Origin of the sequence: Blastomonas fulva (genome assembly GCF_003431825.1) — a bacterium.
GTDB classification, from domain to species: Bacteria; Pseudomonadota; Alphaproteobacteria; order Sphingomonadales; family Sphingomonadaceae; genus Blastomonas; species Blastomonas fulva.
Genome location: NZ_CP020083.1, coordinates 2,817,195 through 2,839,305, shown reverse-complemented (window position 1 = coordinate 2,839,305; position 22,111 = coordinate 2,817,195). Strand labels below are relative to the sequence as shown.

Annotated in this window: 25 protein-coding genes and 1 other RNA gene; 6 read left to right on the top strand and 20 right to left on the bottom strand. The window is 62.9% G+C overall.

The annotated features are described in order from the left end of the window. Position 1: 1 nt before the first annotated feature. The 13 genes from nuoL to ndhC form a co-directional block, all read right to left on the bottom strand. On the bottom strand, positions 2-1,999 hold the full coding sequence (gene nuoL / locus B5J99_RS13525; protein ID WP_069049899.1) for an NADH-quinone oxidoreductase subunit L: 1,998 nt from the start codon (positions 1,997-1,999) through the stop codon (positions 2-4). A gap of 4 nt (positions 2,000-2,003) precedes the next feature. Continuing rightward, positions 2,004-2,309, bottom strand: a complete 306-nt coding sequence (nuoK, locus tag B5J99_RS13520; RefSeq protein ID WP_054133011.1) for an NADH-quinone oxidoreductase subunit NuoK — start codon at positions 2,307-2,309, stop codon at positions 2,004-2,006. Next, positions 2,306-2,920, bottom strand: a complete 615-nt coding sequence (locus B5J99_RS13515; protein ID WP_117352676.1) for an NADH-quinone oxidoreductase subunit J — start codon at positions 2,918-2,920, stop codon at positions 2,306-2,308. Before B5J99_RS13515 ends, nuoK begins: the two co-directional genes overlap by 4 nt. A gap of 107 nt (positions 2,921-3,027) precedes the next feature. Continuing rightward, entirely contained in the window at positions 3,028-3,522 is a 495-nt protein-coding gene (gene nuoI / locus B5J99_RS13510) for an NADH-quinone oxidoreductase subunit NuoI (RefSeq protein ID WP_117352675.1), read from the bottom strand. Positions 3,523-3,527: 5 nt separating this feature from the next. Next, positions 3,528-4,571 carry an NADH-quinone oxidoreductase subunit NuoH gene (gene nuoH, locus B5J99_RS13505; protein WP_117352674.1) on the bottom strand — a complete coding sequence of 348 codons (1,044 nt, stop codon included), beginning with the start codon at positions 4,569-4,571 and terminating at the stop codon, positions 3,528-3,530. Then, positions 4,568-6,586 carry an NADH-quinone oxidoreductase subunit NuoG gene (nuoG, locus tag B5J99_RS13500; protein ID WP_117352673.1) on the bottom strand — a complete coding sequence of 673 codons (2,019 nt, stop codon included), beginning with the start codon at positions 6,584-6,586 and terminating at the stop codon, positions 4,568-4,570. The genes nuoH and nuoG overlap by 4 nt, the downstream gene beginning before the upstream one ends. A gap of 2 nt (positions 6,587-6,588) precedes the next feature. Next, a complete protein-coding gene (gene nuoF, locus B5J99_RS13495; RefSeq protein ID WP_054133231.1) occupies positions 6,589-7,896 on the bottom strand; it encodes an NADH-quinone oxidoreductase subunit NuoF in 1,308 nt (435 codons plus the stop codon). After that, positions 7,896-8,564, bottom strand: a complete 669-nt coding sequence (gene nuoE / locus B5J99_RS13490) for an NADH-quinone oxidoreductase subunit NuoE (protein WP_069049897.1) — start codon at positions 8,562-8,564, stop codon at positions 7,896-7,898. The genes nuoF and nuoE overlap by 1 nt, the downstream gene beginning before the upstream one ends. Further along, a complete protein-coding gene (locus B5J99_RS13485) occupies positions 8,564-8,887 on the bottom strand; it encodes a nuclear transport factor 2 family protein (protein WP_069051714.1) in 324 nt (107 codons plus the stop codon). The genes nuoE and B5J99_RS13485 overlap by 1 nt, the downstream gene beginning before the upstream one ends. A gap of 8 nt (positions 8,888-8,895) precedes the next feature. Continuing rightward, entirely contained in the window at positions 8,896-10,134 is a 1,239-nt protein-coding gene (locus B5J99_RS13480) for an NADH-quinone oxidoreductase subunit D (protein WP_245991627.1), read from the bottom strand. Further along, positions 10,131-10,886: an NADH-quinone oxidoreductase subunit C gene (locus B5J99_RS13475; RefSeq protein WP_054133017.1), complete on the bottom strand. Its 756-nt coding sequence runs from the start codon at positions 10,884-10,886 to the stop codon at positions 10,131-10,133. The genes B5J99_RS13480 and B5J99_RS13475 overlap by 4 nt, the downstream gene beginning before the upstream one ends. Positions 10,887-10,936: 50 nt before the next feature. Further along, positions 10,937-11,512, bottom strand: coding sequence for a NuoB/complex I 20 kDa subunit family protein (locus tag B5J99_RS13470; protein WP_369814809.1), 576 nt, complete (start codon positions 11,510-11,512; stop codon positions 10,937-10,939). Then, entirely contained in the window at positions 11,503-11,868 is a 366-nt protein-coding gene (gene ndhC / locus B5J99_RS13465; protein ID WP_054133019.1) for an NADH-quinone oxidoreductase subunit A, read from the bottom strand. The genes B5J99_RS13470 and ndhC overlap by 10 nt, the downstream gene beginning before the upstream one ends. A 214-nt stretch (positions 11,869-12,082) precedes the next feature. Here ndhC and B5J99_RS13460 point away from each other — a divergent pair, with 214 nt between their 5' ends. After that, the gene (locus tag B5J99_RS13460; protein ID WP_162892603.1) at positions 12,083-12,568 is read left to right on the top strand and encodes a YbjN domain-containing protein; all 486 of its coding nucleotides are present in this window, start codon (positions 12,083-12,085) and stop codon (positions 12,566-12,568) included. A gap of 24 nt (positions 12,569-12,592) precedes the next feature. On the opposite strand, the gene B5J99_RS13455 is transcribed toward B5J99_RS13460, so the two are convergent. The 7 genes from B5J99_RS13455 to tkt form a co-directional block, all read right to left on the bottom strand. After that, on the bottom strand, positions 12,593-13,411 hold the full coding sequence (locus tag B5J99_RS13455) for an inositol monophosphatase family protein (protein ID WP_069049894.1): 819 nt from the start codon (positions 13,409-13,411) through the stop codon (positions 12,593-12,595). Positions 13,412-13,426: 15 nt separating this feature from the next. Then, positions 13,427-13,990, bottom strand: a complete 564-nt coding sequence (efp, locus tag B5J99_RS13450; protein ID WP_054133022.1) for an elongation factor P — start codon at positions 13,988-13,990, stop codon at positions 13,427-13,429. Positions 13,991-14,409: 419 nt separating this feature from the next. Continuing rightward, entirely contained in the window at positions 14,410-15,051 is a 642-nt protein-coding gene (thiE, locus tag B5J99_RS13445; protein WP_054133023.1) for a thiamine phosphate synthase, read from the bottom strand. After that, entirely contained in the window at positions 15,048-15,947 is a 900-nt protein-coding gene (locus B5J99_RS13440; protein WP_069049892.1) for a fructose bisphosphate aldolase, read from the bottom strand. The genes thiE and B5J99_RS13440 overlap by 4 nt, the downstream gene beginning before the upstream one ends. Before the next feature lie 53 nt (positions 15,948-16,000). Further along, positions 16,001-17,191, bottom strand: coding sequence for a phosphoglycerate kinase (locus B5J99_RS13435; protein ID WP_117352671.1), 1,191 nt, complete (start codon positions 17,189-17,191; stop codon positions 16,001-16,003). A 29-nt stretch (positions 17,192-17,220) separates the two neighbouring features. Beyond that, on the bottom strand, positions 17,221-18,228 hold the full coding sequence (gap, locus tag B5J99_RS13430; protein WP_117352670.1) for a type I glyceraldehyde-3-phosphate dehydrogenase: 1,008 nt from the start codon (positions 18,226-18,228) through the stop codon (positions 17,221-17,223). A gap of 37 nt (positions 18,229-18,265) precedes the next feature. Continuing rightward, the gene (tkt, locus tag B5J99_RS13425) at positions 18,266-20,239 is read right to left on the bottom strand and encodes a transketolase (RefSeq protein ID WP_117352669.1); all 1,974 of its coding nucleotides are present in this window, start codon (positions 20,237-20,239) and stop codon (positions 18,266-18,268) included. Positions 20,240-20,435: 196 nt separating this feature from the next. Here tkt and B5J99_RS13420 point away from each other — a divergent pair, with 196 nt between their 5' ends. The 5 genes from B5J99_RS13420 to B5J99_RS13400 all read left to right on the top strand — a co-directional run bounded on the left by B5J99_RS13420 (position 20,436) and on the right by B5J99_RS13400 (position 22,072). After that, positions 20,436-20,642 carry a hypothetical protein gene (locus B5J99_RS13420; RefSeq protein ID WP_054133028.1) on the top strand — a complete coding sequence of 69 codons (207 nt, stop codon included), beginning with the start codon at positions 20,436-20,438 and terminating at the stop codon, positions 20,640-20,642. 5 nt (positions 20,643-20,647) lie between these two features. Next, complete coding sequence (gene zapA / locus B5J99_RS13415) at positions 20,648-21,022, top strand: cell division protein ZapA (protein ID WP_069049888.1); 375 nt, start codon at positions 20,648-20,650, stop codon at positions 21,020-21,022. Positions 21,023-21,029: 7 nt separating this feature from the next. Further along, positions 21,030-21,186, top strand: a non-coding RNA gene (gene ssrS, locus B5J99_RS13410) — 6S RNA. An 86-nt stretch (positions 21,187-21,272) separates the two neighbouring features. Beyond that, positions 21,273-21,866: a 5-formyltetrahydrofolate cyclo-ligase gene (locus B5J99_RS13405; protein ID WP_117352668.1), complete on the top strand. Its 594-nt coding sequence runs from the start codon at positions 21,273-21,275 to the stop codon at positions 21,864-21,866. After that, positions 21,863-22,072, top strand: coding sequence for a DUF2842 domain-containing protein (locus B5J99_RS13400; RefSeq protein ID WP_054133031.1), 210 nt, complete (start codon positions 21,863-21,865; stop codon positions 22,070-22,072). The genes B5J99_RS13405 and B5J99_RS13400 overlap by 4 nt, the downstream gene beginning before the upstream one ends. Positions 22,073-22,111: the final 39 nt, after the last annotated feature.

The following is a 22,111-nucleotide window of genomic DNA, read 5'->3' as shown; positions in this document are numbered from 1 at the left end:
GTCAGCGCACCATCAGCCAGGTGAGCGCCGCCACAAGGCCGAGCAGCATCACCAGAGCGTAACTGTAAAGGAAACCGGATTGGAGCTTCACCGCCATGCGGCTGCCCGAGGCGACCAAGACCGCGGCGCCATCCGGGCCGAAGCGGTTGATCGTCCCCTCGTCGCCCACCTTCCAGAAGAAGCGGCCCAGCGCCATGGATGGCTTGACGAAGATGTGGTTGTACAGCTCGTCGAAATACCACTTGTTGAGCAGGAACTGGTAGACCGGCGCCAGCGCCCCGGCGAGCTTGGCAGGCAAGCTCCTGTTGACCACATACATCAGGATCGCGGTGGCAAGACCCACCAGCATCGCGACGGTAGAGGCCAGCTTCACCCACAACGGAACCTCGTGCATCTCGTGCATCAGATGCTCGTTGAAGAACAGGCTGCCGTTCCAGAACGCCTTGCCATGCTCCGCATCGATGAACGCGTGGTGGAAGACGAACCCTGCGGCGACCGCGCCGATGGTCAGCACGATCAGCGGGATCAGCATCGGCAACGGGCTCTCGTGCGGGTGATAGCCGCCCGTGGTGTCCGCGCCTGCCTGCACCGGCGTCTTATGGACGCTGTGCTGGATGTGCTCGGATTCGATCCAGCGCGGCTTGCCGAAGAAGGTCAGGAACATCAGGCGCCAGCTGTAGAAGCTGGTCAGCAGAGCCGCGATCACGCCGATGCTGAAAGCGAACTGGCCAACCTGCGTTCCGGAAGCGAAGGCCGCCTCGATGATGCCGTCCTTGGAATAGAAACCGGCAAAGCCTGCGACGCCTACGATACCCACGCCGGTAATCGCGAGCGTACCCGCCATCATCGCCCAGAAGGTGATCGGGATCGATTTACGCAAGCCGCCATAATAGCGCATGTCCTGTTCGTGGTGCATCGCGTGGATCACCGAGCCTGCGCCAAGGAACAGCAGCGCCTTGAAGAACGCATGCGTGAACAGGTGGAACATTGCCGCGCCATAGGCGCCGACGCCTGCTGCAAAGAACATGTAGCCCAGCTGCGAGCAGGTCGAATAGGCGATCACGCGCTTGATATCTGTCTGCACCAAACCGACGGTCGCGGCGAACAGCGCCGTGCACGCGCCGACGATGGTCACCACGGTGAGCGCGGTCGGGCTGGCCTCGAACATCGGCGACAGGCGGCAGACCATGAACACGCCGGCGGTAACCATGGTCGCGGCATGGATCAGCGCCGACACAGGCGTCGGGCCTTCCATCGCATCCGGCAGCCAGGTGTGCAGCCCGAGCTGCGCCGACTTGCCCATCGCGCCGATGAACAGCAGCAGGCACAGGACGGTCATGAGGTCGAAGCGTCCGCCAAGGAAACCGATGGTCGCGCCTTCCATGCCGGGCGCCGCTGCCAGGATCGCGGGGATCGAGACGGTGCCGAACACCAGGAAGGTGCCGAAGATTCCCATCATGAAGCCAAGATCGCCGACGCGGTTGACCACGAACGCCTTGATCGCAGCCGCATTGGCGCTGGGCTTGCGGAACCAGAAACCGATCAGCAGATACGAGGCAAGGCCCACACCTTCCCAGCCGAAGAACATCTGGACGAGGTTGTCGGCGGTCACCAGCATCAGCATGGCGAAGGTGAACAGCGAGAGATAAGCGAAGAAACGCGGCTGGTCCGGGTCCTCGTCCATATAGCCCCAGCTATACAGGTGGACGAGTGCGGACACCGAGGTCACCACGACCAGCATGACAGCGGTCAGCGTATCGACGCGCAGCGCCCAGTCGAACTGCAGGTCGCCCGAGCGCAGCCAGGACAATACCGGCACGACATATTCGGTCGAGGTGCCGCCGAGGAAACCAAGGAAGATCGGCCAGCTGAGCGCGCACGCGGCGAACAGGGCGGCGGTCGTCACCACCTTGGCGGGGACATTGCCGATGATCCGGTTGCCCAGCCCAGCGATGATGGCTGCCAGCAGCGGCAGGAAGACGATCAGGGTGATGGCCATGTGCTTAACCCTTCATCTGGTTGACGTCGTCAACCGCAATGGTGCCGCGGCCGCGGAAGTAGATGACCAGGATCGCAAGACCGATCGCCGCTTCGCCTGCCGCAACGGTCAGCACGAACATGGCGAACACCTGGCCCACCATGTCGCCCAGGAACACACTGAACGCGACGAGGTTGATATTCACCGCGAGCAGGATGAGCTCGATCGCCATCAGGATGATGATGACGTTTTTGCGGTTGAGGAAGATGCCCAGCACGCCCATCACGAACAGGATAGAGCTGACCACGAGATAATGCTCGATACCAATCATAGCTCGACACCTTCACCGACGACGGGCTGCGTGTTGCGCGTGGCCTCTTCGGGACGACGGCGCACCTGCGATGCGATGTTCTGCGGGCGGACCCCGGCGCGCTTGCGGTGGGTCAGCACGATCGCACCGACCATCGCCACCAGCAGCACAAGGCCTGCGCTTTCGAACAGGAAGATATAGCGGGTATAGAGCAGCTCACCCACAGCCTGGATGTTGCTCGCGCCCATGCGTGCGGGGTTGAGCGAATGCTCGCCCAGCGCGATGTTGCCCGCGCGATACGCACCGATGCCGAACACCAGCTCGGCCAGGAACACCGCCGCGAGCGCGAGGCCCAAAGGCAGGTTCCTCATGAAGCCGCCGCGCAGTTCGGCAAAATCGATGTCGAGCATCATCACGACGAACAGGAACAGCACCGCGACCGCGCCAACATAGACGATCACCAGCAGCATCGCGATGAACTCGGCACCGATCAGGATCATCAATCCCGCCGCGTTGAAGAACGCGAGGATCAGCCAGAGCACCGAATGCACCGGGTTGCGGGCGAGGATGGTGAACGCACCGCTGGCGATCACCACCGACGCGAACATGTAAAAGGCAAATATCTGGATCAAAGCTTTACAGCCCCCGATGCGCCCAATCGAGCAGGTCTGGTATCCGGCCCCTGCCCCGCGTCTCCCAGCGGGTCAAAAGCCTTCGGTGAATCGAATTCGTGTGCGCCTTAACGATAAGGGGCATCCGCTTCAAGGTTGGCGGCAATGGCACGTTCCCATTTGTCGCCATTCTCAAGCAGCTTGCCCTTGTCGTAGATGAGCTCCTCGCGGGTCTCGGTGGCATATTCAAAGTTCGGCCCTTCGACGATCGCATCGACCGGGCACGCTTCCTGGCAAAAGCCGCAGAAGATGCACTTGGTCATGTCGATGTCGTAGCGCGTGGTGCGGCGGCTGCCGTCGCCCCCTTCTCCAATACCGCGCGGTTCGGCCTCGATGGTGATCGCCTGGGCGGGGCACACGGCCTCGCACAACTTGCACGCGATGCAGCGCTCTTCGCCGTTGGGATAACGACGCAACGCATGCTCGCCACGGAAACGCGGGGACAGCGGGTTCTTCTCGAACGGATAGTTGATCGTCGCCTTGGGCTTGAAGAAATACTTCAAGGTCAGCGCGTGCGCCTTCACGAACTCGTACAGCGTAAAGGCTTTGAGAGTTTGCAACATGTCTATCAGACCCCGTAGCGTGTGAGCATCAGATAGCCCGACACCAGGAAAATCCACAGCAGCGAGATCGGCAGGAACACCTTCCAGCCCAGCCGCATCAATTGGTCATAACGGTAGCGAGGCACCGTCGCCTTGACCCAGCTGAAGATGAAGAAGAACGCGGAAATCTTGAGGATCAGCCAGAAGATGCCGGGGACGGCATAGAGCGGCGCCCATTCGAACGGCGGCAGCCAGCCACCCCAGAACAGCACCGCGTTGAGCGTGCACATCAGCAGCACGTTGGCATATTCGCCCAGCCAGAACAGAGCGAACGCCATCGAGGAATATTCGGTCTGATAGCCTGCAACCAGCTCGCTCTCGGCTTCGGTCAGATCGAACGGCGCGCGCGCGGTTTCAGCGAGCGACGAGATCAGGAACATCACCGCCATCGGGTAGAGCAGCAGGTTGAACCCGTACCAGTTGATGAAGCCAAGCCCGTGCCCGCGCTGCGCCTCGACAATGTCATTGAGGTTGAAGCTGCCGGTCCACAGCACGACAGTGACGATGATGAAGCCGATCGAGACCTCGTACGAGATCATCTGTGCCGCCGCGCGCAGCGCCGAGAAGAACGGGTATTTCGAGTTCGACGCCCAGCCTGCGATCACCACGCCATAAACGCCCAGCGAACTTACCGCGAGGATGTAGAGCAGGCCGACGTTGATATCGGCCAGCACCATGTCCTGGTCGAACGGGACCACCGCCCAGGACAGCAACGCCACGGTGAAGGTGATGATCGGCGCGATCAGGAACAGGCCCTTGTTCGCGCCCGAAGGAATGATGGTTTCTTGCAGAAACACCTTCAGCGCGTCGGCGAAGCTCTGCAGGATGCCGAACGGGCCTACGACGTTAGGGCCACGACGCAGCGCCATCGACGCCCAGATCTTGCGGTCGAAATAGATGACGATCGCCACCGACAGCATCACCGGCAGCGCGATCAGCAGGATGAGGATAAGGTTGGCGACGAACCAGCCCCAGCCCATGCCCAGCGACGATTGGAAAAACTCGGTCATTCCGCGGCCTCCAGCATCGCTTCGCCGTGCAGCAGTTCAGCCGAGCAGCGCTGCATCGTCGTGCTGGCGCGCGCGATGGCATTGGTCAGGTAGAAATCCTTGATCGGGTAGCCGACCGGACCCTGCGGGCTGGACGCCAGCCTGGGGGGTGCCCAGTCGTAAGAGGCAAGCCCCTCGATGCCCAGCGCCGGGACCGCAGCGATCATCGCCGCGCGGCATTCGACAAAGCTGTCGAACGGAAGCGTCTGGCCCAGGACCTCGGACAAAGCGCGCAGGATCGACCAGTCCTCGCGGGCATCTCCCGGCGCGAACACGGCCTTGTCGCTCATCTGCACCCGGCCTTCGACATTGACATAGGTGCCGTTCTTTTCAGGGTACGCCGCAGACGGCAGGATGACATCGGCAACGGCCGCACCCTTGTCGCCATGATGGCCGATGAACACCTTGAAGCTGCCATCGAACTGGCTGAAGTCGACCTCGTCCGCACCCAGCGCGAGCAGCAGCTTGGGCTTGGCGGCGACCAGATCGGCGATGCCACCGGACTGTGCCCAGCCGAGCATCAGCCCGCCCATGCGCGATGCGGCCATGTGCAGGACGTTGAAGCCGTTCCAGGGACCGTCTTCGGTATCGCGAACCATGCCGAAGCTGTCCGCAAGCGCAAGCGCTGCGCCATGCGCGCCTTCGACGCCCAGCGCACCGCCGCCCATGATCAGCGCGGGACGCTTGGCGCCCTTGAACACGTCAGACACCGCATCGGGCAGAGTGCTAAGCAGGCCCATGTCGTTGCCCAGCCATTCGACCTTGTAGGTAAGGTCGATCTCGTCGCCGATCGCGTAGACCTTGGCGCCGTGCTTGATCGCCTTGCGGATGCGGGTGTTGACCAAAGGCGCTTCCCAGCGCGGATTGGTGCCCACCAGCAGGATCGCATCGGCGGTCTCGATGCCGTTGAGCGTCGAGTTGAAGTTGACCGCAGCGAGGCTGGAGGTGTCGTATTTGAGGCCGGTCTGGCGGCCTTCGATCAGGCTCGAACCCATCTTGGCCAGCAGTTCGCGCGCGGCAAACATGGTTTCGCAGTCGAGCAGATCGCCCGCGACGGCCGCCACGCTCGATCCGGCGTTGACCGCAGCGATTGCTGCAAACGCCTGCGCCCAGGTCGCCTCGACCAGCTTGCCGTTGGTGCGCACATAAGGCCGGTCGAGCCGGCGGCGCATCAGGCCATCGACCGCGTACCGGGTCTTGTCGTGCGCCCACTCCTCGTTGACGTCGTCATTGACGCGCGGCAGCACACGCAGCACTTCCCTGCCCCGGCTGTCGAAGCGGATGTTGGTGCCGACCGCGTCCATCACGTCGATGCCCAAGGTCTTCTTGAGCTCCCAGGGACGTGCTTCATAGGCATAGGGACGCGAGGTCAGCGCGCCGACGGGGCACAGATCGATGACATTGCCCGAAAGCTCGGACGAGACCGCCTTTTCCAGATAGCTGGTGATCTGCATGTTCTCGCCGCGACCGATCGCACCGATCTGCTCGGTGCCCGCGACTTCCTCGGCAAAACGCACGCAGCGGGTGCAGTGGATGCAGCGGGTCATCACCGTCTTGATGATCGGACCCATGTACTTTTCGGTGACCGCGCGCTTGTTTTCGTCATAGCGCGAACCGCCGCGGCCATAGGCCACCGACTGGTCCTGCAGGTCGCACTCGCCGCCCTGATCGCAGATCGGGCAATCGAGCGGGTGATTGATCAGCAGGAACTCCATCACGCCTTCGCGTGCCTTTTTCACCATGTCGGAGTTGGTGCGGACTTCCTGGTTGTCCATCGCGGGCAACGCGCAGCTCGCCTGCGGCTTGGGCGGTCCGGGCTTCACCTCGACCAGGCACATCCGGCAGTTGCCAGCGATGCTCAGCCGTTCGTGATAGCAGAAGCGCGGGATTTCCTTGCCGGCAGCCTCGCAGGCCTGCAGCACGGTCGCGCCCTGGGGGACTTCAACTTCGATCCCGTCTACGGTCAGTTTAGGCATAATTACTCCGCCGCCTCCATCAGGCCGCCGCCCTGCTTTTCAACAATGCGGCGCTCCATCTCCGGACGAAAATGCTTGATGAGGCCCTGGATCGGCCAGGCTGCGGCATCGCCGAGCGCGCAGATGGTGTGGCCTTCGACCTGCTTGGTGACTTCGTACAGCGTATCGATTTCGCTGATGTCGGCGTCTCCGGTGCGCATCCGCTCCATCACGCGCCACATCCAGCCGGTGCCTTCGCGGCACGGGGTGCACTGGCCACAGCTTTCGTGCTTGTAGAAGTAGCTCAGTCGGCTGATCGCCTGAACGATGTCTGTCGACTTGTCCATGACGATGACAGCTGCGGTGCCAAGACCCGAGCCGACTTCCTTGAGGCCGTCGAAATCCATCGGCGCGTCCATGATCTGCGCGGCAGGCACCAAAGGCACCGACGAACCGCCGGGGATTACCGCGAGCAGATTGTCCCAGCCCCCGCGAATGCCGCCGCAATGCTTCTCGATCAGGTCGCGGAACGGAATGCTCATCGCTTCTTCGACCACACAGGGCTTGTCGACATGCCCGCTGATCTGAAACAGCTTGGTGCCCTTGTTGTTCTCGCGCCCGAAGCTGGCAAACCAGCTCGCGCCGCGCCGCAGGATCGTCGGCACCACCGCGATCGACTCGACGTTGTTGACCGTGGTCGGGCAACCGTAAAGGCCCGCGCCCGCCGGGAACGGCGGCTTGAGCCGCGGCTGGCCCTTCTTGCCTTCGAGGCTCTCGATCATCGCGGTTTCTTCGCCGCAGATATAGGCGCCCGCGCCGCGATGGACGAAGACGTCGAAATCATAGCCCGACTTGGCGGCGTTCTTGCCGATCAACCCGGCTTCATAGGCCTCATCGACCGCAGCCTGCAGCACCTGCGCTTCGCGGATGTATTCGCCGCGCACGTAGATATACGCAGCGCGCGCGCGCATCGCGAAGCCCGCGATCAGCGCGCCTTCGATCAATTTGTGCGGATCGTGGCGCAGGATTTCGCGATCCTTGCAGCTGCCAGGCTCGGATTCATCGGCGTTGATCACCAGGAAGCTGGGACGACCGTCCTTCGATTCCTTGGGCATGAAGCTCCACTTCATGCCGGTGGGGAAACCCGCACCGCCACGACCGCGCAGGCCAGACGCCTTCATCTCGTCGATGATCTTGTCCTGGCCCCAGGCGATCAGGTCCTTGGTCTTGTCCCAGTCACCGCGCGCCTCGGCCGCCTTCAGGTTCCACGGCTGATAGCCATAGACGTTGGTGAAGATGCGATCCTTGTCGGTGAGAAAATCAAAGCTCATCACCATTCCCCGCGATAATCATGATTGGCATCGACCATGGCCTTCAGCGATGTCGGTCCGCCCTCGGGCTCGCTGGTGTGGCGCCCGGCGATCTGGGTGCCGGCCTTGGGGCTTTCGCCCGCAGCCAGCGCTTCCAGGATGCGCGTGGTGCTGTCGTAATCCAGATCCTCGAAGTTATCGTCGTTGATCTGGACCATCGGTGCATTGGCGCAGTTGCCCATGCACTCGACCTCGGTCAGCGTGAACAGGCCGTCGGGCGTGGTCTTGCCCTTGACGAGTCCCTTGTTGGCGCAGGCCGCCATGACATCGTCCGATCCGCGCAGCAGGCACGGCGTGGTGCCGCAAACCTGCACGTGGAAACGCCCGACCGGCGCGAGATTGTACATGGTGTAGAAGCTCGCGACTTCGTAGGCGCGGATGTACGGCATATCGAGCATAGCTGCGACATATTCGATCACCGGAACGGGCAGCCAGCCCTGCGTCTGCGTGTCCGCACCCACCTGGCGCTGCGCCAGATCGAGCAGCGGCATGACCGCCGAGCGCTGGCGCCCTTCGGGATAGCGCGCGATGACGGTCTTCGCGATCGCGAGATTCTCTTGCGTGAATGCGAAACCGCCCCAGCGGGCGCGGGTTTCGGCTTCATCGGGGATATGGGCTGCGTCAGCCATCAGCGGACAAACTCCACGCGCGACACCTTGTCGCCATTGAAACTGTAGATCGACATGACCTCGAACGGTTCGCTCTGCGAGGAGCGCGAGACGCGTTCGTGCAGGACGACATATTCGCCCAGCATGTGGCCCGAGAGCACTTCGGCGCGGTTCTCCGGATATTCGGCGAACATCGCCTTGAGCCCGGAGCGCACGCCTTCCTTGCCAGCGCGAAGCACTTCGCCGCGATAGCCCGCTTCACAGGCATCGTCAGTCATCAGCGCGACATAGGCGTCGGCATCCTGCGCGTTGTAATGCGCGATCATCGCCTCTGCGACGGCCATCTGCACGGTCACCGGTCGCACTCCCCGAACACCACGTCGATCGCGCCCAGAATCGCGGTCGCGTCGGAAAGCATGTGGCCGCGCGACATGAAATCCATCGCCTGGAGGTGCGAGAACGCGGTCGGGCGGATCTTGCAGCGATAGGGCTTGTTGGTTCCGTCGCTCACCAGATAGACGCCAAACTCGCCCTTGGGGCTTTCGGTCGCGACATAGACCTCGCCGGCAGGGACGTGGAAGCCTTCGGTGTACAGCTTGAAGTGATGGATCAGCGCTTCCATCGACTGCTTCATCTCGCCGCGCTTGGGCGGCACGATCTTGCGGTCGAGCGAGGCGATCGGGCCTTCGGGCATGTCGTTGAGGCACTGGCGCATGATGCGCGCGGACTGGCGGACTTCCTCGACGCGGACCATGAAGCGGTCATAGCAGTCGCCGCGGGTGCCGACGGGAACGTCGAACTCCATCCGGTCATAGACATCATAAGGCTGCGATTTGCGCAGATCCCAGGCGATGCCGCTGCCGCGGATCATCGGGCCCGAAAAGCCCCAGCGCACAGCATCGTCCTTGGAGACGATCGCGATATCGACGTTGCGCTGCTTGAAGATGCGGTTGTCGACGACGAGGCTCATCGCGTCCTCGAACAGCTTGGGGAAGGTGTCGAGCCAGTCGGCAAGGTCAGTGAGCAGCTTGAGCGGCACGTCCTGGTGGACGCCGCCGGGGCGGAACCAGGCACTGTGCATGCGCGCACCGGAGGCACGCTCGAAGAAGTTGAGGCAATCCTCGCGGATTTCGAACAACCAAAGGTTGGGCGTCATCGCGCCGACGTCCATCACATGCGCACCCAGGTTGAGCATGTGGTTGCAGATGCGGGTGAGTTCGGCGAACAGCACACGCAGATACTGGGCGCGCAGCGGAACCTCGAGGTTCAGCAGCTTCTCGATCGCCAGCACATAGCTGTATTCCATCGCCAGCGGCGAGCAGTAATCGAGCCGGTCGAAATAAGGCAAAGCCTGCAGATAGGTCTTGTACTCGATCAGCTTTTCGGTGCCGCGATGCAGCAGCCCGACATGGCAGTCGATCCGCTCGACGATTTCGCCGTCAAGCTCCATCACCATGCGCAACACGCCGTGCGCAGCCGGGTGCTGGGGCCCGAAGTTGATCGTGTAGTTCTGGATCTCGAGGTCGCCAGCGGTCGAATCCTGCTCGACCAAGGTGGCGTCCAGATCGTCGTGGAGTGCTTCGGCGGTCATGCCTTGCTATCCTTCTTGTCGGCAGGCTTGTCGGCAGGTGCCTCGGGGCTGGCCTTGGCGGCCTCCTTGTTGGCAGCCTTGCCCGCGCCAGTGTCGGACTGCTTCTCGGTCGTCTTGGGCGTATCGACATGCGGCGGCCCTCCCAGCGACTTCTCGTCACCCGGCAGAACGTAATCCGCGCCTTCCCAGGGCGAGGTGAAGTCGAAGCTGCGGAAGTCCTGCGCCAGCTTGACCGGCTCGTAGATCACGCGACCCTGCTCCTCGGAATAGCGCATCTCGCTATAGCCGGTGAGCGGGAAGTCCTTGCGGAAGGGATGGCCGCGGAACCCGTAATCGGTGAGGATGCGGCGCAGATCGGGGTTTCCGGCGAAGATCACGCCGTACATGTCGTACACTTCGCGCTCGAGCCAGCCGGCCACGGGCCAGATATTCGTGACGGTGGGCACCGGGGTGTCCTCGTCGGTCGTGCACACGACGCGAATGCGGTGGTTCCTGGTCAGGCTGAGAAGGCAGTAGACGACCTCGAAGCGCTCGGCTCGCTCGGGATAGTCGACGCCAGCGATCTCGACAAGCTGCTGGTAGTCATGGAAGTCGCGCAACAGGTCCAGCGCCTCGGCCACTGCGGCGCGGCGGACGGTGAAGCAATATTCGCCCTGCGCAAAACGCGTCGCAAGCAGCCGGTCACCCAGCGTCGCGGCGACAGCATCGCCCAGGCCTTCCAGAACGGCATAACGTGGTGCCGAATGTCCCATGTGCGTCCCTTATCCGGCCAGCCTCCGCAGCAGGCCTTCTCAACTTCGTGTCAGCGTTCGATCGTGCCCACCCGGCGGATCTTGCGCTGCAACTGCATCACGCCATAAAGCAGCGCTTCGGCGGTCGGCGGGCACCCGGGGACATAGATGTCCACCGGAACGATGCGGTCGCAGCCGCGCACCACCGAGTAACTGTAATGGTAATAGCCGCCGCCATTGGCGCAGCTGCCCATCGAAATCACGTATTTCGGCTCGGACATCTGGTCATAGACGCGGCGCAGGGCCGGAGCCATCTTGTTGCACAGCGTGCCCGCCACGATCATGACGTCCGACTGGCGCGGCGAAGCGCGCGGCGCGACGCCGAAACGCTCCATGTCATAACGCGGCATGCTGACGTGGATCATCTCCACCGCGCAGCAGGCCAGACCAAAGGTCATCCACCACAACGAACCGGTGCGCGCCCACTGGAAAAGCTCTTCGGTCGAGGTGACCAGAAAGCCCTTGTCGGCGACTTCGGCGTTGATGTCGTTGAGGAAACCGACGTCGGGCAGAACATTGGTGCCGGGCACGATGGCTCCGGCGGACGCGCCTGCAGAGGTTGCGGCCATGTTAGCTTCTACTCCCAATCCAGGGCTCCCACTTTCCATGCGTAGATCAGGCCGATGATGAGTTCGAACAGGAAGACCATCATCGTGGCCCAACCGGCCCAGCCGATCTGTTCCAGCGATACTGCCCAGGGGAACAGGAACGCGGCTTCGAGATCGAAAATGATGAACAGGATCGCGACCAGATAGAAGCGAACGTCGAACTGGCTGCGCGAGTCTTCGAAGGCGGGAAAACCGCATTCATATTCGCTCAACTTGGCGACGGTGGGTTTGTGCGCTCCGGTAAGCCGCGACACCCCGATCGGAAGGAAGACAAATGCCACCGACAAGAGCAGAGCGACCGCCAGGAACAGCAGAATTGGCAGATATTCGGCCATGTGCGTATCCCGCTTGTGCGTGTTGCTTGGAGGTCCTTTAGGCCAGCGACGCTGCTATCGCAAGCCGGATGCCCCCCTTTTTTGCGGCAATGCACACATCGCCGAAAACGCCAAAATATTGCGCATTTCTGTGCTTTTCGGCACAATCCGGCAAGCGGCGAAATGCGACAGGCGGACATGGCCGCGGTGCCGCAAGCGTAAAGGGGGATTCGCGATGAAGCTGAACTGGAAATATGGGTCGATTGCCGGGGCGATCGTGATGGCAGCAGCTGCGCCCCTGCCCGCATCGGGGCAGACCGTGTCGGCGGCAAGCCCCGACACCATCGCCGCCGTGCTGACAGCGCGCGGCCTGCCGTCCGAACTCAAGCAGCAGCCGGACGGAAACCCCTATATTCGCAGCGCCTTCGACGACATGCCCTTCCTGATCGCGCTGATGAACTGCGACGCGCAAAAGGCGCAGTGCAAGACGGTGCAGTTCTATTTCGGGTTCAACGACCGCAAGGGCTTTGCGCTGGAAAAGCTCAACGAGTGGAATCGCACCAAGCGCTTTGCCCGCGCCTATCTCGATACCGAGAACGATCCCGTGCTGGTGATGGACGTCGACACCGACATGGGCGGCGTGCCGAGGGCGGTGTTCAACGAGAATCTGGATGTCTGGCTGGGCCAGATGCAGCAGTACCGGCGCTTCGTAAGCGAGTGACCGCGCCGCAGCGCCGCCAGGCGATCAGCGCAGCGCGCCGACCAGCAGCTTGTGCAGGCGCGAATGCAGGGAATCGTTGCCCGCAATCACCTGCTGGCGCTCCATCGGCTGGGCACCACCGCGATAGTCGGTGACGAACCCGCCGGCTTCGCGGACCAGCAGAATTCCGGCGGCCACGTCCCAGGGCTTGAGGCCGCTTTCCCAGAATCCATCGAACTTGCCCGCTGCAACCCATGCGAGGTCAAGCGATGCTGCGCCGAACCGGCGGATACCGGCGACCTCGGGTGCGATCGCACCGAAGATGCGGGTCCATTCGCCGATATCGCCATGACCCAGGAACGGAATGCCCGTCGCAATCAGCGCCTCGTTGAGGCTGCGGCGACCCGACACGCGCAGGCGCCGGTCATGCAGCCAGGCGCCGCGCGACTTTTCAGCCCAATAGCTCTCGTCGGTGACCGGCTGGTAGATCAGCGCGGCGCTGATCTCGCCCCAGCCCTTGCCGTCCAGAGTGGGCTCCTGAACCGCGATCGAGATCGCGAAATGCGGGATGCCATGGAGGAAGTTGCTGGTGCCATCGAGCGGATCGATGATGAAGCGCGGCTTGCCGGGTTCAGCAGGAATATCGCCGCCTTCTTCGAGCATGAAGCCCCAGCCAGGACGCGCCTTGCTCAGCTCGTCATACAAAATGCGTTCGGCGCGCTGATCGGCCTTGGAGACAAAGTCGGCCGGGCCCTTCTGCGAGACCTGCAGATGTTCCACCTCGCCAAAGTCACGACGCAGGCGGCCGCCCGCCTTGCGCGCGGCGCTTTCCATGACACGGATGATGGCTGAGATGGCAGGCATTGCAATAAGGTCCGATCAATCCGCCTTGCGGACATATTCCTTGGCATAGACATCGACGACGATGCGCGTGCCGCTGCTGATGTGCGGCGGCACCATGACGCGCACGCCATTGTCGAGAATGGCGGGCTTGTAGCTCGACGAGGCGGTCTGCCCCTTCACCACGGCGTCTGCCTCGACGATCGTCGCTTCGATCTGATCGGGCAGCTGCACCGAGATCGGGCGCTCGTCGTACATTTCGAGCGTCACCTGCATGCCGTCCTGCAGGAAGGCAGCTTCATCACCCAGCAGCTTGGCCGCGATGGTGATCTGCTCGTAATTTTCTTGGTCCATGAAGACATAGGCTTCGCCGTCGGCGAACAGGAACTGGAAGTCCTTGGTATCCAGACGCACCTTCTCGACCGTATCCTGGCTGCGATAGCGGATATTGGTCTTGCGGCCGTCTTCGAGGTTCTTCATCTCTACCTGCATGAACGCGCCTCCCTTGCCGGGCTGGGTATGCTGGATCTTGGCGACCTTCCAGATGCCGCCTTCGTGTTCCAGAATGTTGCCGGGGCGAATATCGACACCGCTGATCTTCATGCGAGGCTCGTTTCCATCAGGTTTCAGGGAATGGACAGGCCCTCTAGGCGCTCGCCGCTGGCATGGCAAGGCTTTTGGGAACCCACGCAGACCCGTGTTCTCCAAACCGCCACGATCGACAAAGGGCTTCGGTCGAAGCCGGTGCGATGCCTGTCGAGATGCCCCCTCAATGGCTGTTTCTTCCTATATAGCGAAGCTGGCAGATAGTAGGTGGAGAACATCGCTCAAAGCTGCTAAACATCCGCAGCGGATTGGACCAACAGATCATGCCATTGTTCAGCATCAAGACGCCCGCTGCCGGTATTTTCGGCAAGGCCACCAATCAGATAGCCTCCGCCCATACGGTGCGTGGAGAGGCCCTGCCCGGTGTCGAGGAGTTCGAAGCCGACTTCGTAAGCTACTTGAGCCGGCTCGAGGCTTCAGCCCGCGTCTGCACCGCTGTCCTTGCCCATCAGGGCAAGGAGCTGTCGCACGGCTGAGGCCGGACCCTCGGGGTAATTCCATACCCCGCCCGATACCGCGATAAAATCCGTCCCAGTGGCAATGATCGGAGCGGCATTGTCCACCGTGATCCCGCCAATGGCGACGCATGGCGGCTCCATCATCGAAGACCACCATTCCAGGATTTCCGGCTCGGCCTTGATCTTCGCATCCTTGGTGCTGCTCGGGAAGAAGGCGCCGAACGCGACATAATCCGCGCCCATTTCGCCTGCTTCCAGCGCCAGATGGCGGCTGTTGTGGCAGGTCACACCGATCTGCGCATCCTTGCCCAGCTCCTCGCGCGCGTCGCGCGGGTCACCATCGCCCTGCCCCAGATGCACGCCATCGGCGCCCAGCCTTTTGGCGAGCGCGACGTCGTCGTTGACGATGAACGCACAGTCATGCTCGCGGCAGATCTCGAGCAGCGGCGCGGCGAGCCTTGCCGCCTCGTGCTGGTCGATATCCTTGACGCGAAACTGGAAAGCGGCGACCGGGCCTGCTTCCAGCGCCGCGCGCAGCCGTTCGGGAAAATCCCCGCCCACATCGAGCGGGGAGATCAGATAGAGTTCGCAGCCGGTCAAGCGATCGAGGCCTGATGGATCTCGTCGATCGCGCCGCCGAGCGAGGCGTCGAACTCGTCGTCGCTCATCTGGTGCTTGAGATCGTTGAGCAGCGCGCGCGAGAAGCTGGCGATGATGCCGTTGTTCTTGGCGAGCTCGGTGCACGCCTCAGTACGGCTGAAGCCGCCCGACAACGCGACCACGCGGATGACGGCGGGGTGGCTGACCAGATCGGCGAACAGGCCGGCCTTGGCGGGAAGCGACAGCTTCAACATGACGCGGCGCCCTTCGGGCAGCGCATCGAGCGCCTTCCTGGTCTCGGCGAGCAGGATTTCGTCGCACTGGGCGCGCGTCTCGCTCTTGATGTTCACTTCAGGCTCGATGATCGGGATCAGGCCGTGATCGAGGATCTCGCCTGCGACCTCGAACTGCTGCTTCACGATCGCGGCAATTCCGGTTTCGGACGCCGAATTGATCACCGAGCGCATCTTGGTACCGAACACGCCCTTGGCCTTGGCGCGCGTGAGCAATTCACCCAGGCCGCCGATCGGCTTCATCATCTGCACGCCGTCGGCTTCGTCTTCCAGGCCCTTGTCGACCTTGAGAAACGGAACAACGCCGCGCTCCCAGAGCAATGCGGGCACGCTCTTGCCGCCCGCTTCGCCATCCATGGTGCGTTCGAACAAGATCGCGCCGATCACCTTCTCGCCGTTAAAGCAGGGCGAGGTCACGATCCGGCTGCGCATGCCGTGGATCAGCGCGAACATTTCCTCGTCGCTGCCCCACGCACCGTCGTCGATGCCATAGCCCTTGAGCGCCTTGGGGGTCGAACCGCCGCTCTGGTCCAGCGCGGCGATAAAGCCTGCGCCGGTCTCGATCTTGGCGAGCATCTGGTCGAAGTTTGCGGTGTCGGTCATCTCGGTTCCCCTTGGGTCTTTGCCAGGTTTATAGTTGAACTCAGGTTGCAGCCTCAGGCCTCGAGAGCCTTGACGCCGGGCAGGACCTTGCCTTCCATCCATTCGAGGAAGGCGCCGCCAGCGGTTGAAACAAAAGAGAAATCGTCCGCGACACCGGCATGGTTGAGCGCCGCGACGGTATCGCCGCCGCCTGCCACCGAAACCAGAGTGCCTTCGCGGGTGAGCGCTGCCGCGGTGCGCGCGAGTGCGACGGTCGCGGTATCGAACGGCGGATATTCGAACGCGCCCAGCGGACCGTTCCACACCAGGGTGCGGCAGGTCTTGAGCACGTCGGACAGCGCCTCGACCGCAGCTGCACCGACATCGAGGATCATTTCGTCGGCGGCGACTTCATGCACATTGGCGATGCGGCATTCGACATTGGCGCCGAACTCCTTCGCCACCACCACGTCATACGGCAGGTGGACGGTGCAGTTGGCCTTGTCCGCGGCATCAAGGATGGCGTTGGCGGTATCGGCGAGGTCATGCTCGCACAACGACTTGCCGACATCGACACCGCGCGCAGCGAGGAAGGTGTTGGCCATGCCGCCACCGATGATCAGATGATCGACCTTGCCCACCAGATGGGTGAGCACATCGAGCTTGGTCGAGACCTTCGCGCCGCCTACGACAGCCGCAACCGGATGCTCTGGATTGCCCAGCGCGGCTTCCAATGCCTTCAATTCGGCCTCCATCGCGCGCCCGGCAAAGGCGGGCAGCAGATGCGCGAGGCCCTCGGTGGTGACGTGCGCGCGGTGCGCAGCGGAAAAGGCATCGTTGACGTAGAAGTCACCCAGTGCGGCCATCTGCTTGGCCAGCACGGGATCATTCTTTTCCTCACCAGGATAGAACCGGCTGTTTTCCAGCACGGTAATGCTGCCAGGCTCGAGCACGTCGATCGCATGCCGGTCGGGCGATGCCAGAAAGCCGACGTGCCGCCCCATTACCACACCCAGCGCATCAGCGATTGGACGCAGGGTGAATTCAGGATCGACCTTGCCCTTGGGGCGACCGAAATGCGCCAGCACCAGCACCTTGGCGCCATGATCGGCGAGTTCGGCGAGCGTCGGCATCGCCGAACGCAGCCGGGTGTCATCGGACACCCGGCCTTCGTGGATCGGTACGTTCAGATCTTCGCGAACCAGAACAGGCTTGCCCGCCACGCCGTGACGGTCGGCAAGCAGATCATCGATGGTCTTGAACATACCGGACTTTCTATCGTTGCTTGGGGCGATCAGAGCAGACCGGCCATCACGCCTGCGGTGTCGACCATGCGGTTGGAGAAGCCCCATTCGTTGTCGTACCAGCTGATCACGCGGACCAGCTTGCCGTCGATCACCGAGGTTTCCAGGCTGTCGATGGTCGAGCTGGCCGGATCATGGTTGAAGTCGATCGAAACCAGCGGCTCGTCGGTATAAGCGAGCACGCCCTTGAGCGCGCCTTCCGACGCTGCCTTGAGCGCGCCGTTGATTTCTTCAACGGTCGTGTCGCGGCCCGGGGTGAAGGTCAGGTCGACCAGGCTGACATTGGCGGTCGGCACGCGGATCGCCGACCCGTCCAGCTTGCCCTTGAGTTCGGGCAGCACGAGGCCGACCGCACGCGCAGCGCCGGTGGTGGTGGGGATCATCGACATGGCAGCAGCGCGCGCGCGGCGCATGTCGCTGTGGATCTGATCGAGGATCTTCTGGTCGTTGGTGTAGCTGTGCACGGTGGTCATCAGGCCGCGCTCGATCCCGACGGTTTCATGCAGAACCTTGGCCATCGGCGCGAGGCAGTTGGTGGTGCAGCTGGCGTTCGAGACGACCAGATCATCCGAAGTCAGAACGCCATGGTTCACGCCGAACACGATGGTCTTGTCCGCGCCGCCGGCGGGAGCCGAGATCAGCACGCGCTTGGCGCCTGCGGTCAGGTGCGCGCTCGCCTTTTCCTTGTCGGCGAAGAAGCCGGTGCACTCAAGCGCGATATCGACGCCCATCGCGCCATGCGGCAGCTTGGATGGATCGCGCTCGGCAGTGACGCGGATCGCCTTGCCGTTGACGACAATGGTGTCGCCCACGGCTTCGACGGTGCCGGGGAACGGGCCATGCACGCTGTCGCGCTTGAACAGCAGCGCATTCGACTTGGCGTCGGCCAGATCGTTGATCGCGACGAGTTCAAGGTCGTGATCGGTCCGCTCGAGCAGCGCGCGCGCCACCAGACGGCCGATACGGCCAAAACCATTGATTGCAACCTTGACTGCCATCGGAAATTCTCCTGCGATTAATGTCGTGTAAGGTGTCTCAGCCCTGCCCCAGCGCGGCACGGACGGCGGGTGTGATCTTGTCTGCGGTTAGCCCGAAATGGTCGAACAGCGCCTCGATCGGCGCCGAAGCACCGAAGCTGTCGATACCGAAGCTCAGGCCGTCGGGGCCGACATAGCGTTCCCAGCCAAAGGTGACGCCCGCTTCCATGGACACCTTGAGTACGTCGGCGGGGAGCAAATCGTTGCGATAGCTTGCGCTCTGCGCGTCGAACAGCGACCAGCACGGCATCGAGACGACGTCTGCGCCGATCCCTGCGGATTCTAGCGCGTCGGCAACCGACAGCGCCAGCGACACTTCGGAGCCCGTGCCTATCAGCACCACCTGGCGCTTGTTGCCCGACGTCTTGATGCGATAGGCACCGCGCGCACACTGGTTGCCCTCGGATTCGACGCGGCGGAACTGCGGCAGGTTCTGGCGGGTCAGCGCCAGCACCGTCGGCGTCGCCGATGCCTGCAGCGCCAGTTCCCAGCATTCGGCGGTTTCCACTGCATCGCCGGGACGGAAGGTCAGCAGGTTGGGCATCATCCGCAGGCTCATGACATGCTCGACCGGCTGATGGGTCGGGCCGTCTTCACCCAGGCCGATGCTGTCATGTGTCATCACATAGATGACCCGCTGCCGCTGCAATGCCGAAAGACGGATCGCGGCGCGGCAATAATCGGAGAATACCAGGAAGGTGCCGCCATAAGGGATCACGCCGCCGTGCAGCGCCATGCCGTTCATCGCGGCGGCCATGCCGAATTCGCGGATGCCATAATTGACGTAGCGACCGCCGTAGTTGTCGGCGCTCATCACGCCCAGCCCTGCGGTCTTGGTGTTGTTCGAGCCGGTGAGATCAGCCGATCCGCCCACCGTTTCGGGCAGGCGCGGGTTGATCGCTTCCAGCGCGAGTTCGGATGCCTTGCGGGTCGCGACCTTTTGCGGATCGGCGAGCAGGCCTGCGACATGCTGCGACAGGCCGAAGCCCTGCGGCAGATCGCCCGCCATGCGGCGCGTGAATTCGGCTGCCTTGTCCGATGCCGACAGACGCTCGGCCCATGCGGCATGGGTGTCCGCGCTGCGGCGGCCAAAGGCGAGCCAGGCGTCGCGGATATCCTGTGGCACATCGAACGGTGCGTGCTTCCAGCCCAGAGCCGCGCGCGCGGCATCGACTTCGGCGGTGCCCAGCGGCGAGCCATGCGTGGCCGACGTGCCCTGCTTGTTGGGCGATCCCTTGCCGATGATGGTGGCGCAGGCGATCAGCGACGGACGCGGATCGGCGATCGCGGCGTCCATCGCAGCGCGGATCGAGACGGGATCATGACCGTCGCAATCGACGACATGCCAGCCCGATGCCGTGTGCCGCGCGCGGATGTCCTCGCTGGTCGACAGATCGGTCGCGCCATCGATGGTGATGCGGTTGTCATCCCACAGCACGTTGAGATGGCCAAGCTTCAGATGCCCGGCAAGGCCGACGGCTTCGTGGTTGATGCCTTCCATCAGGCAGCCGTCGCCCGCGACCACCCAGGTGCGGTGATTGACCAGATCGTCACCGAATTCAGCATTGAGGTGCCGCTCAGCCATCGCCATGCCGACCGCCATCGCCAGGCCCTGGCCCAGCGGACCAGTGGTGCATTCGACGCCCGCCAGTTCGAAGTTCTCGGGGTGGCCCGCGCACGGGCTGTGCAACTGGCGGAAGTTGCGGATGTCCTCGATGGTCGGACGCGCATAGCCGGTGAGGTGCAGCGCCGAATAGATCAGCATCGAGCCGTGGCCCGCAGACAGCACGAACCGGTCACGGTCGGCCCAGTGGGGGGCGGAGGCATCGTATTTCAGATACTCGCCGAACAGCACCGTTGCGACATCGGCCATGCCCATGGGCATTCCGGGGTGACCGCTGTTCGCAGCCTGAACCGCATCCATCGACAGTGCCCGGACGGCATTGGCGAGATCTTCAAAAACCACGGACATCGCCTGTAAATTCTCCACACTGATCTCCGATCCGCACCGTAATCGCGTCGTACCGGAGGTTCCGATGTCGCAGAAACGCGCGCCGAGTCGGCTTTGGCGTCACCCTTTGGTATCCATGGTGCACCGCGTCAAGTTCCGCAAAGCGCGGCCTGGTGCAAATTATTGCATTTGTCATGATCGGTGCTAAAACCAATCCATGGCAAATGAACGCCTTATCCTCGCTATCGGACAATTGGAGCGAGCTTTAACGCGGCTGGAAACAGCGCAGGCCCAATTGAGCGAAGCCGCCGCCGCGCCGTCGGGCGCAGGAGATAGCGACATCGCCGAGCGCCATGCCCGCCTGAAAAGTGCCGCGGCAGAGGCTCTGGCTGGCATGGATGCCATTCTGGCCGGAAAGCGATAAACCCCATGCCCGACATGCGCCTCACCATCGCCGGACGTATCTACAGCGTCACCTGCAACCCCGGCGAAGAACAGCATCTCGCCCGGCTGGGGTCAATGCTGGACGGTGCCGCGCGCAAGGCGGGCGCATCGGGTGGCCTGAACGAAACCCGCGCGCTGCTGTTTGCCGGACTGCTGCTAGCAGACGAGCTCGCCGAAGCCCAGGATCGCGAGGCCGAGGCCCTGACCGCACAGGCCGCCGCCGCCCAGCCTGCCAAGGGCCAGGGCGACCTGCTGGCGCATGACGAAGACATCGATCTGGCTGCCCGCGCAATCGAGCGATTGGCACTGCGGATCGAGAATCTGGCAGAAGGCCTTGAGAAGACGGCGGATCGGTCCTAAATCAAATATGGGACTGCCTGGTACGAGCTGCAGAGAACATCCCTGAGGCGATACATCTTCCAAGGGAGCTGTCCCTGCCCTGGCTCCGGCCAACGGTACACGGCGCCCACCTGACGTTACTGGCGTCAGAGGATATTCCAGCAAACGGCCAAGGCGGTTCCACCCATGGCCCCGATCCAGTCCAGCGCGAGCCTGGCCCCGGTGCGGGTGCCGGCTTTTTTCCATCCGCGCGGGCCAACAGGATGAACCAGTGACCACCCTGATCAGCAAGAAGCGTGAACTGCGCCGTGCCATGCGCGCCGCGCGCCTCGCCCATTGGCAGGCACTACCCGATTCCCACCGTGCGCTGATCTTCGGACGGCCGCCGCGGATCATCCTCCCACTGATCGAGCACGCCGAAACGGTAGGCCTGTACCACGCCATGCCCGGCGAGGTCCCGACCGCGCGCTATGCCGATCACATGCTCGACATGGGCAAGATGATCGCCCTGCCCTGGACCCGGTCAGCCGAGGGACCGATGATTTTCCGGTTTTGGACCGGATCCGAACAGACGCTGGAGCAAGGTCCCTGGGGCCCGCAGCCGCATGCCGCGATGCCCCAGGTGGTACCCGGCGCACTCTTCATGCCGCTGGTAGCTTTCGATTCGGCTATGGGGCGGCTTGGCCAGGGCGGCGGGCATTATGATGCCTGGTGCGCGGCCAATCCCGATACACGCAGGATCGGGCTTGCCTGGACGGTGCAGCAGGCAGAGCGCGTCCCTGCCGAACCCCATGACATGCCGCTGGATGCGGTCATCACCGAGCAGCAGGTGCTGCTGCCGCACAACGAGAGAGAGTTTTCATGAAGCCGACCATGCGCAAGCCCGTGGGCATTTTTGCCATATTGGCGATCATCACCATCTGGGCGGTGATCGTGGCGAGCTTTTCGCAGATCATCGGCACGTGGCACATCGCCGTGCAGTCGGTGATCTATTGCATCGCTGGGATCATCTGGATCGCACCGATGCGTCCGCTGATGATCTGGATGGAAACCGGGCGCTGGCGCGCCTGATCGGCTGGCGATTTCAGGGAAGTTCCAACACCTGCGAGT

Coding starts and splice junctions, on each gene's coding strand:
- nuoL (WP_069049899.1), bottom strand. CDS start 1,999: ATGGCCATCACCCTGATCGTCTTCCTGCCGCTGCTGGCAGCCATCATC.
- nuoK (WP_054133011.1), bottom strand. CDS start 2,309: ATGATTGGTATCGAGCATTATCTCGTGGTCAGCTCTATCCTGTTCGTG.
- nuoI (WP_117352675.1), bottom strand. CDS start 3,522: ATGTTGCAAACTCTCAAAGCCTTTACGCTGTACGAGTTCGTGAAGGCG.
- nuoH (WP_117352674.1), bottom strand. CDS start 4,571: ATGACCGAGTTTTTCCAATCGTCGCTGGGCATGGGCTGGGGCTGGTTC.
- nuoG (WP_117352673.1), bottom strand. CDS start 6,586: ATGCCTAAACTGACCGTAGACGGGATCGAAGTTGAAGTCCCCCAGGGC.
- nuoF (WP_054133231.1), bottom strand. CDS start 7,896: ATGAGCTTTGATTTTCTCACCGACAAGGATCGCATCTTCACCAACGTC.
- nuoE (WP_069049897.1), bottom strand. CDS start 8,564: ATGGCTGACGCAGCCCATATCCCCGATGAAGCCGAAACCCGCGCCCGC.
- B5J99_RS13485 (WP_069051714.1), bottom strand. CDS start 8,887: ATGGCCGTCGCAGAGGCGATGATCGCGCATTACAACGCGCAGGATGCC.
- B5J99_RS13480 (WP_245991627.1), bottom strand. CDS start 10,134: ATGACCGCCGAAGCACTCCACGACGATCTGGACGCCACCTTGGTCGAG.
- B5J99_RS13475 (WP_054133017.1), bottom strand. CDS start 10,886: ATGGGACATTCGGCACCACGTTATGCCGTTCTGGAAGGCCTGGGCGAT.
- ndhC (WP_054133019.1), bottom strand. CDS start 11,868: ATGGCCGAATATCTGCCAATTCTGCTGTTCCTGGCGGTCGCTCTGCTC.
- B5J99_RS13460 (WP_162892603.1), top strand. CDS start 12,083: ATGAAGCTGAACTGGAAATATGGGTCGATTGCCGGGGCGATCGTGATG.
- B5J99_RS13455 (WP_069049894.1), bottom strand. CDS start 13,411: ATGCCTGCCATCTCAGCCATCATCCGTGTCATGGAAAGCGCCGCGCGC.
- efp (WP_054133022.1), bottom strand. CDS start 13,990: ATGAAGATCAGCGGTGTCGATATTCGCCCCGGCAACATTCTGGAACAC.
- B5J99_RS13440 (WP_069049892.1), bottom strand. CDS start 15,947: ATGACCGACACCGCAAACTTCGACCAGATGCTCGCCAAGATCGAGACC.
- B5J99_RS13435 (WP_117352671.1), bottom strand. CDS start 17,191: ATGTTCAAGACCATCGATGATCTGCTTGCCGACCGTCACGGCGTGGCG.
- gap (WP_117352670.1), bottom strand. CDS start 18,228: ATGGCAGTCAAGGTTGCAATCAATGGTTTTGGCCGTATCGGCCGTCTG.
- tkt (WP_117352669.1), bottom strand. CDS start 20,239: ATGTCCGTGGTTTTTGAAGATCTCGCCAATGCCGTCCGGGCACTGTCG.
- B5J99_RS13420 (WP_054133028.1), top strand. CDS start 20,436: ATGGCAAATGAACGCCTTATCCTCGCTATCGGACAATTGGAGCGAGCT.
- zapA (WP_069049888.1), top strand. CDS start 20,648: ATGCCCGACATGCGCCTCACCATCGCCGGACGTATCTACAGCGTCACC.
- B5J99_RS13400 (WP_054133031.1), top strand. CDS start 21,863: ATGAAGCCGACCATGCGCAAGCCCGTGGGCATTTTTGCCATATTGGCG.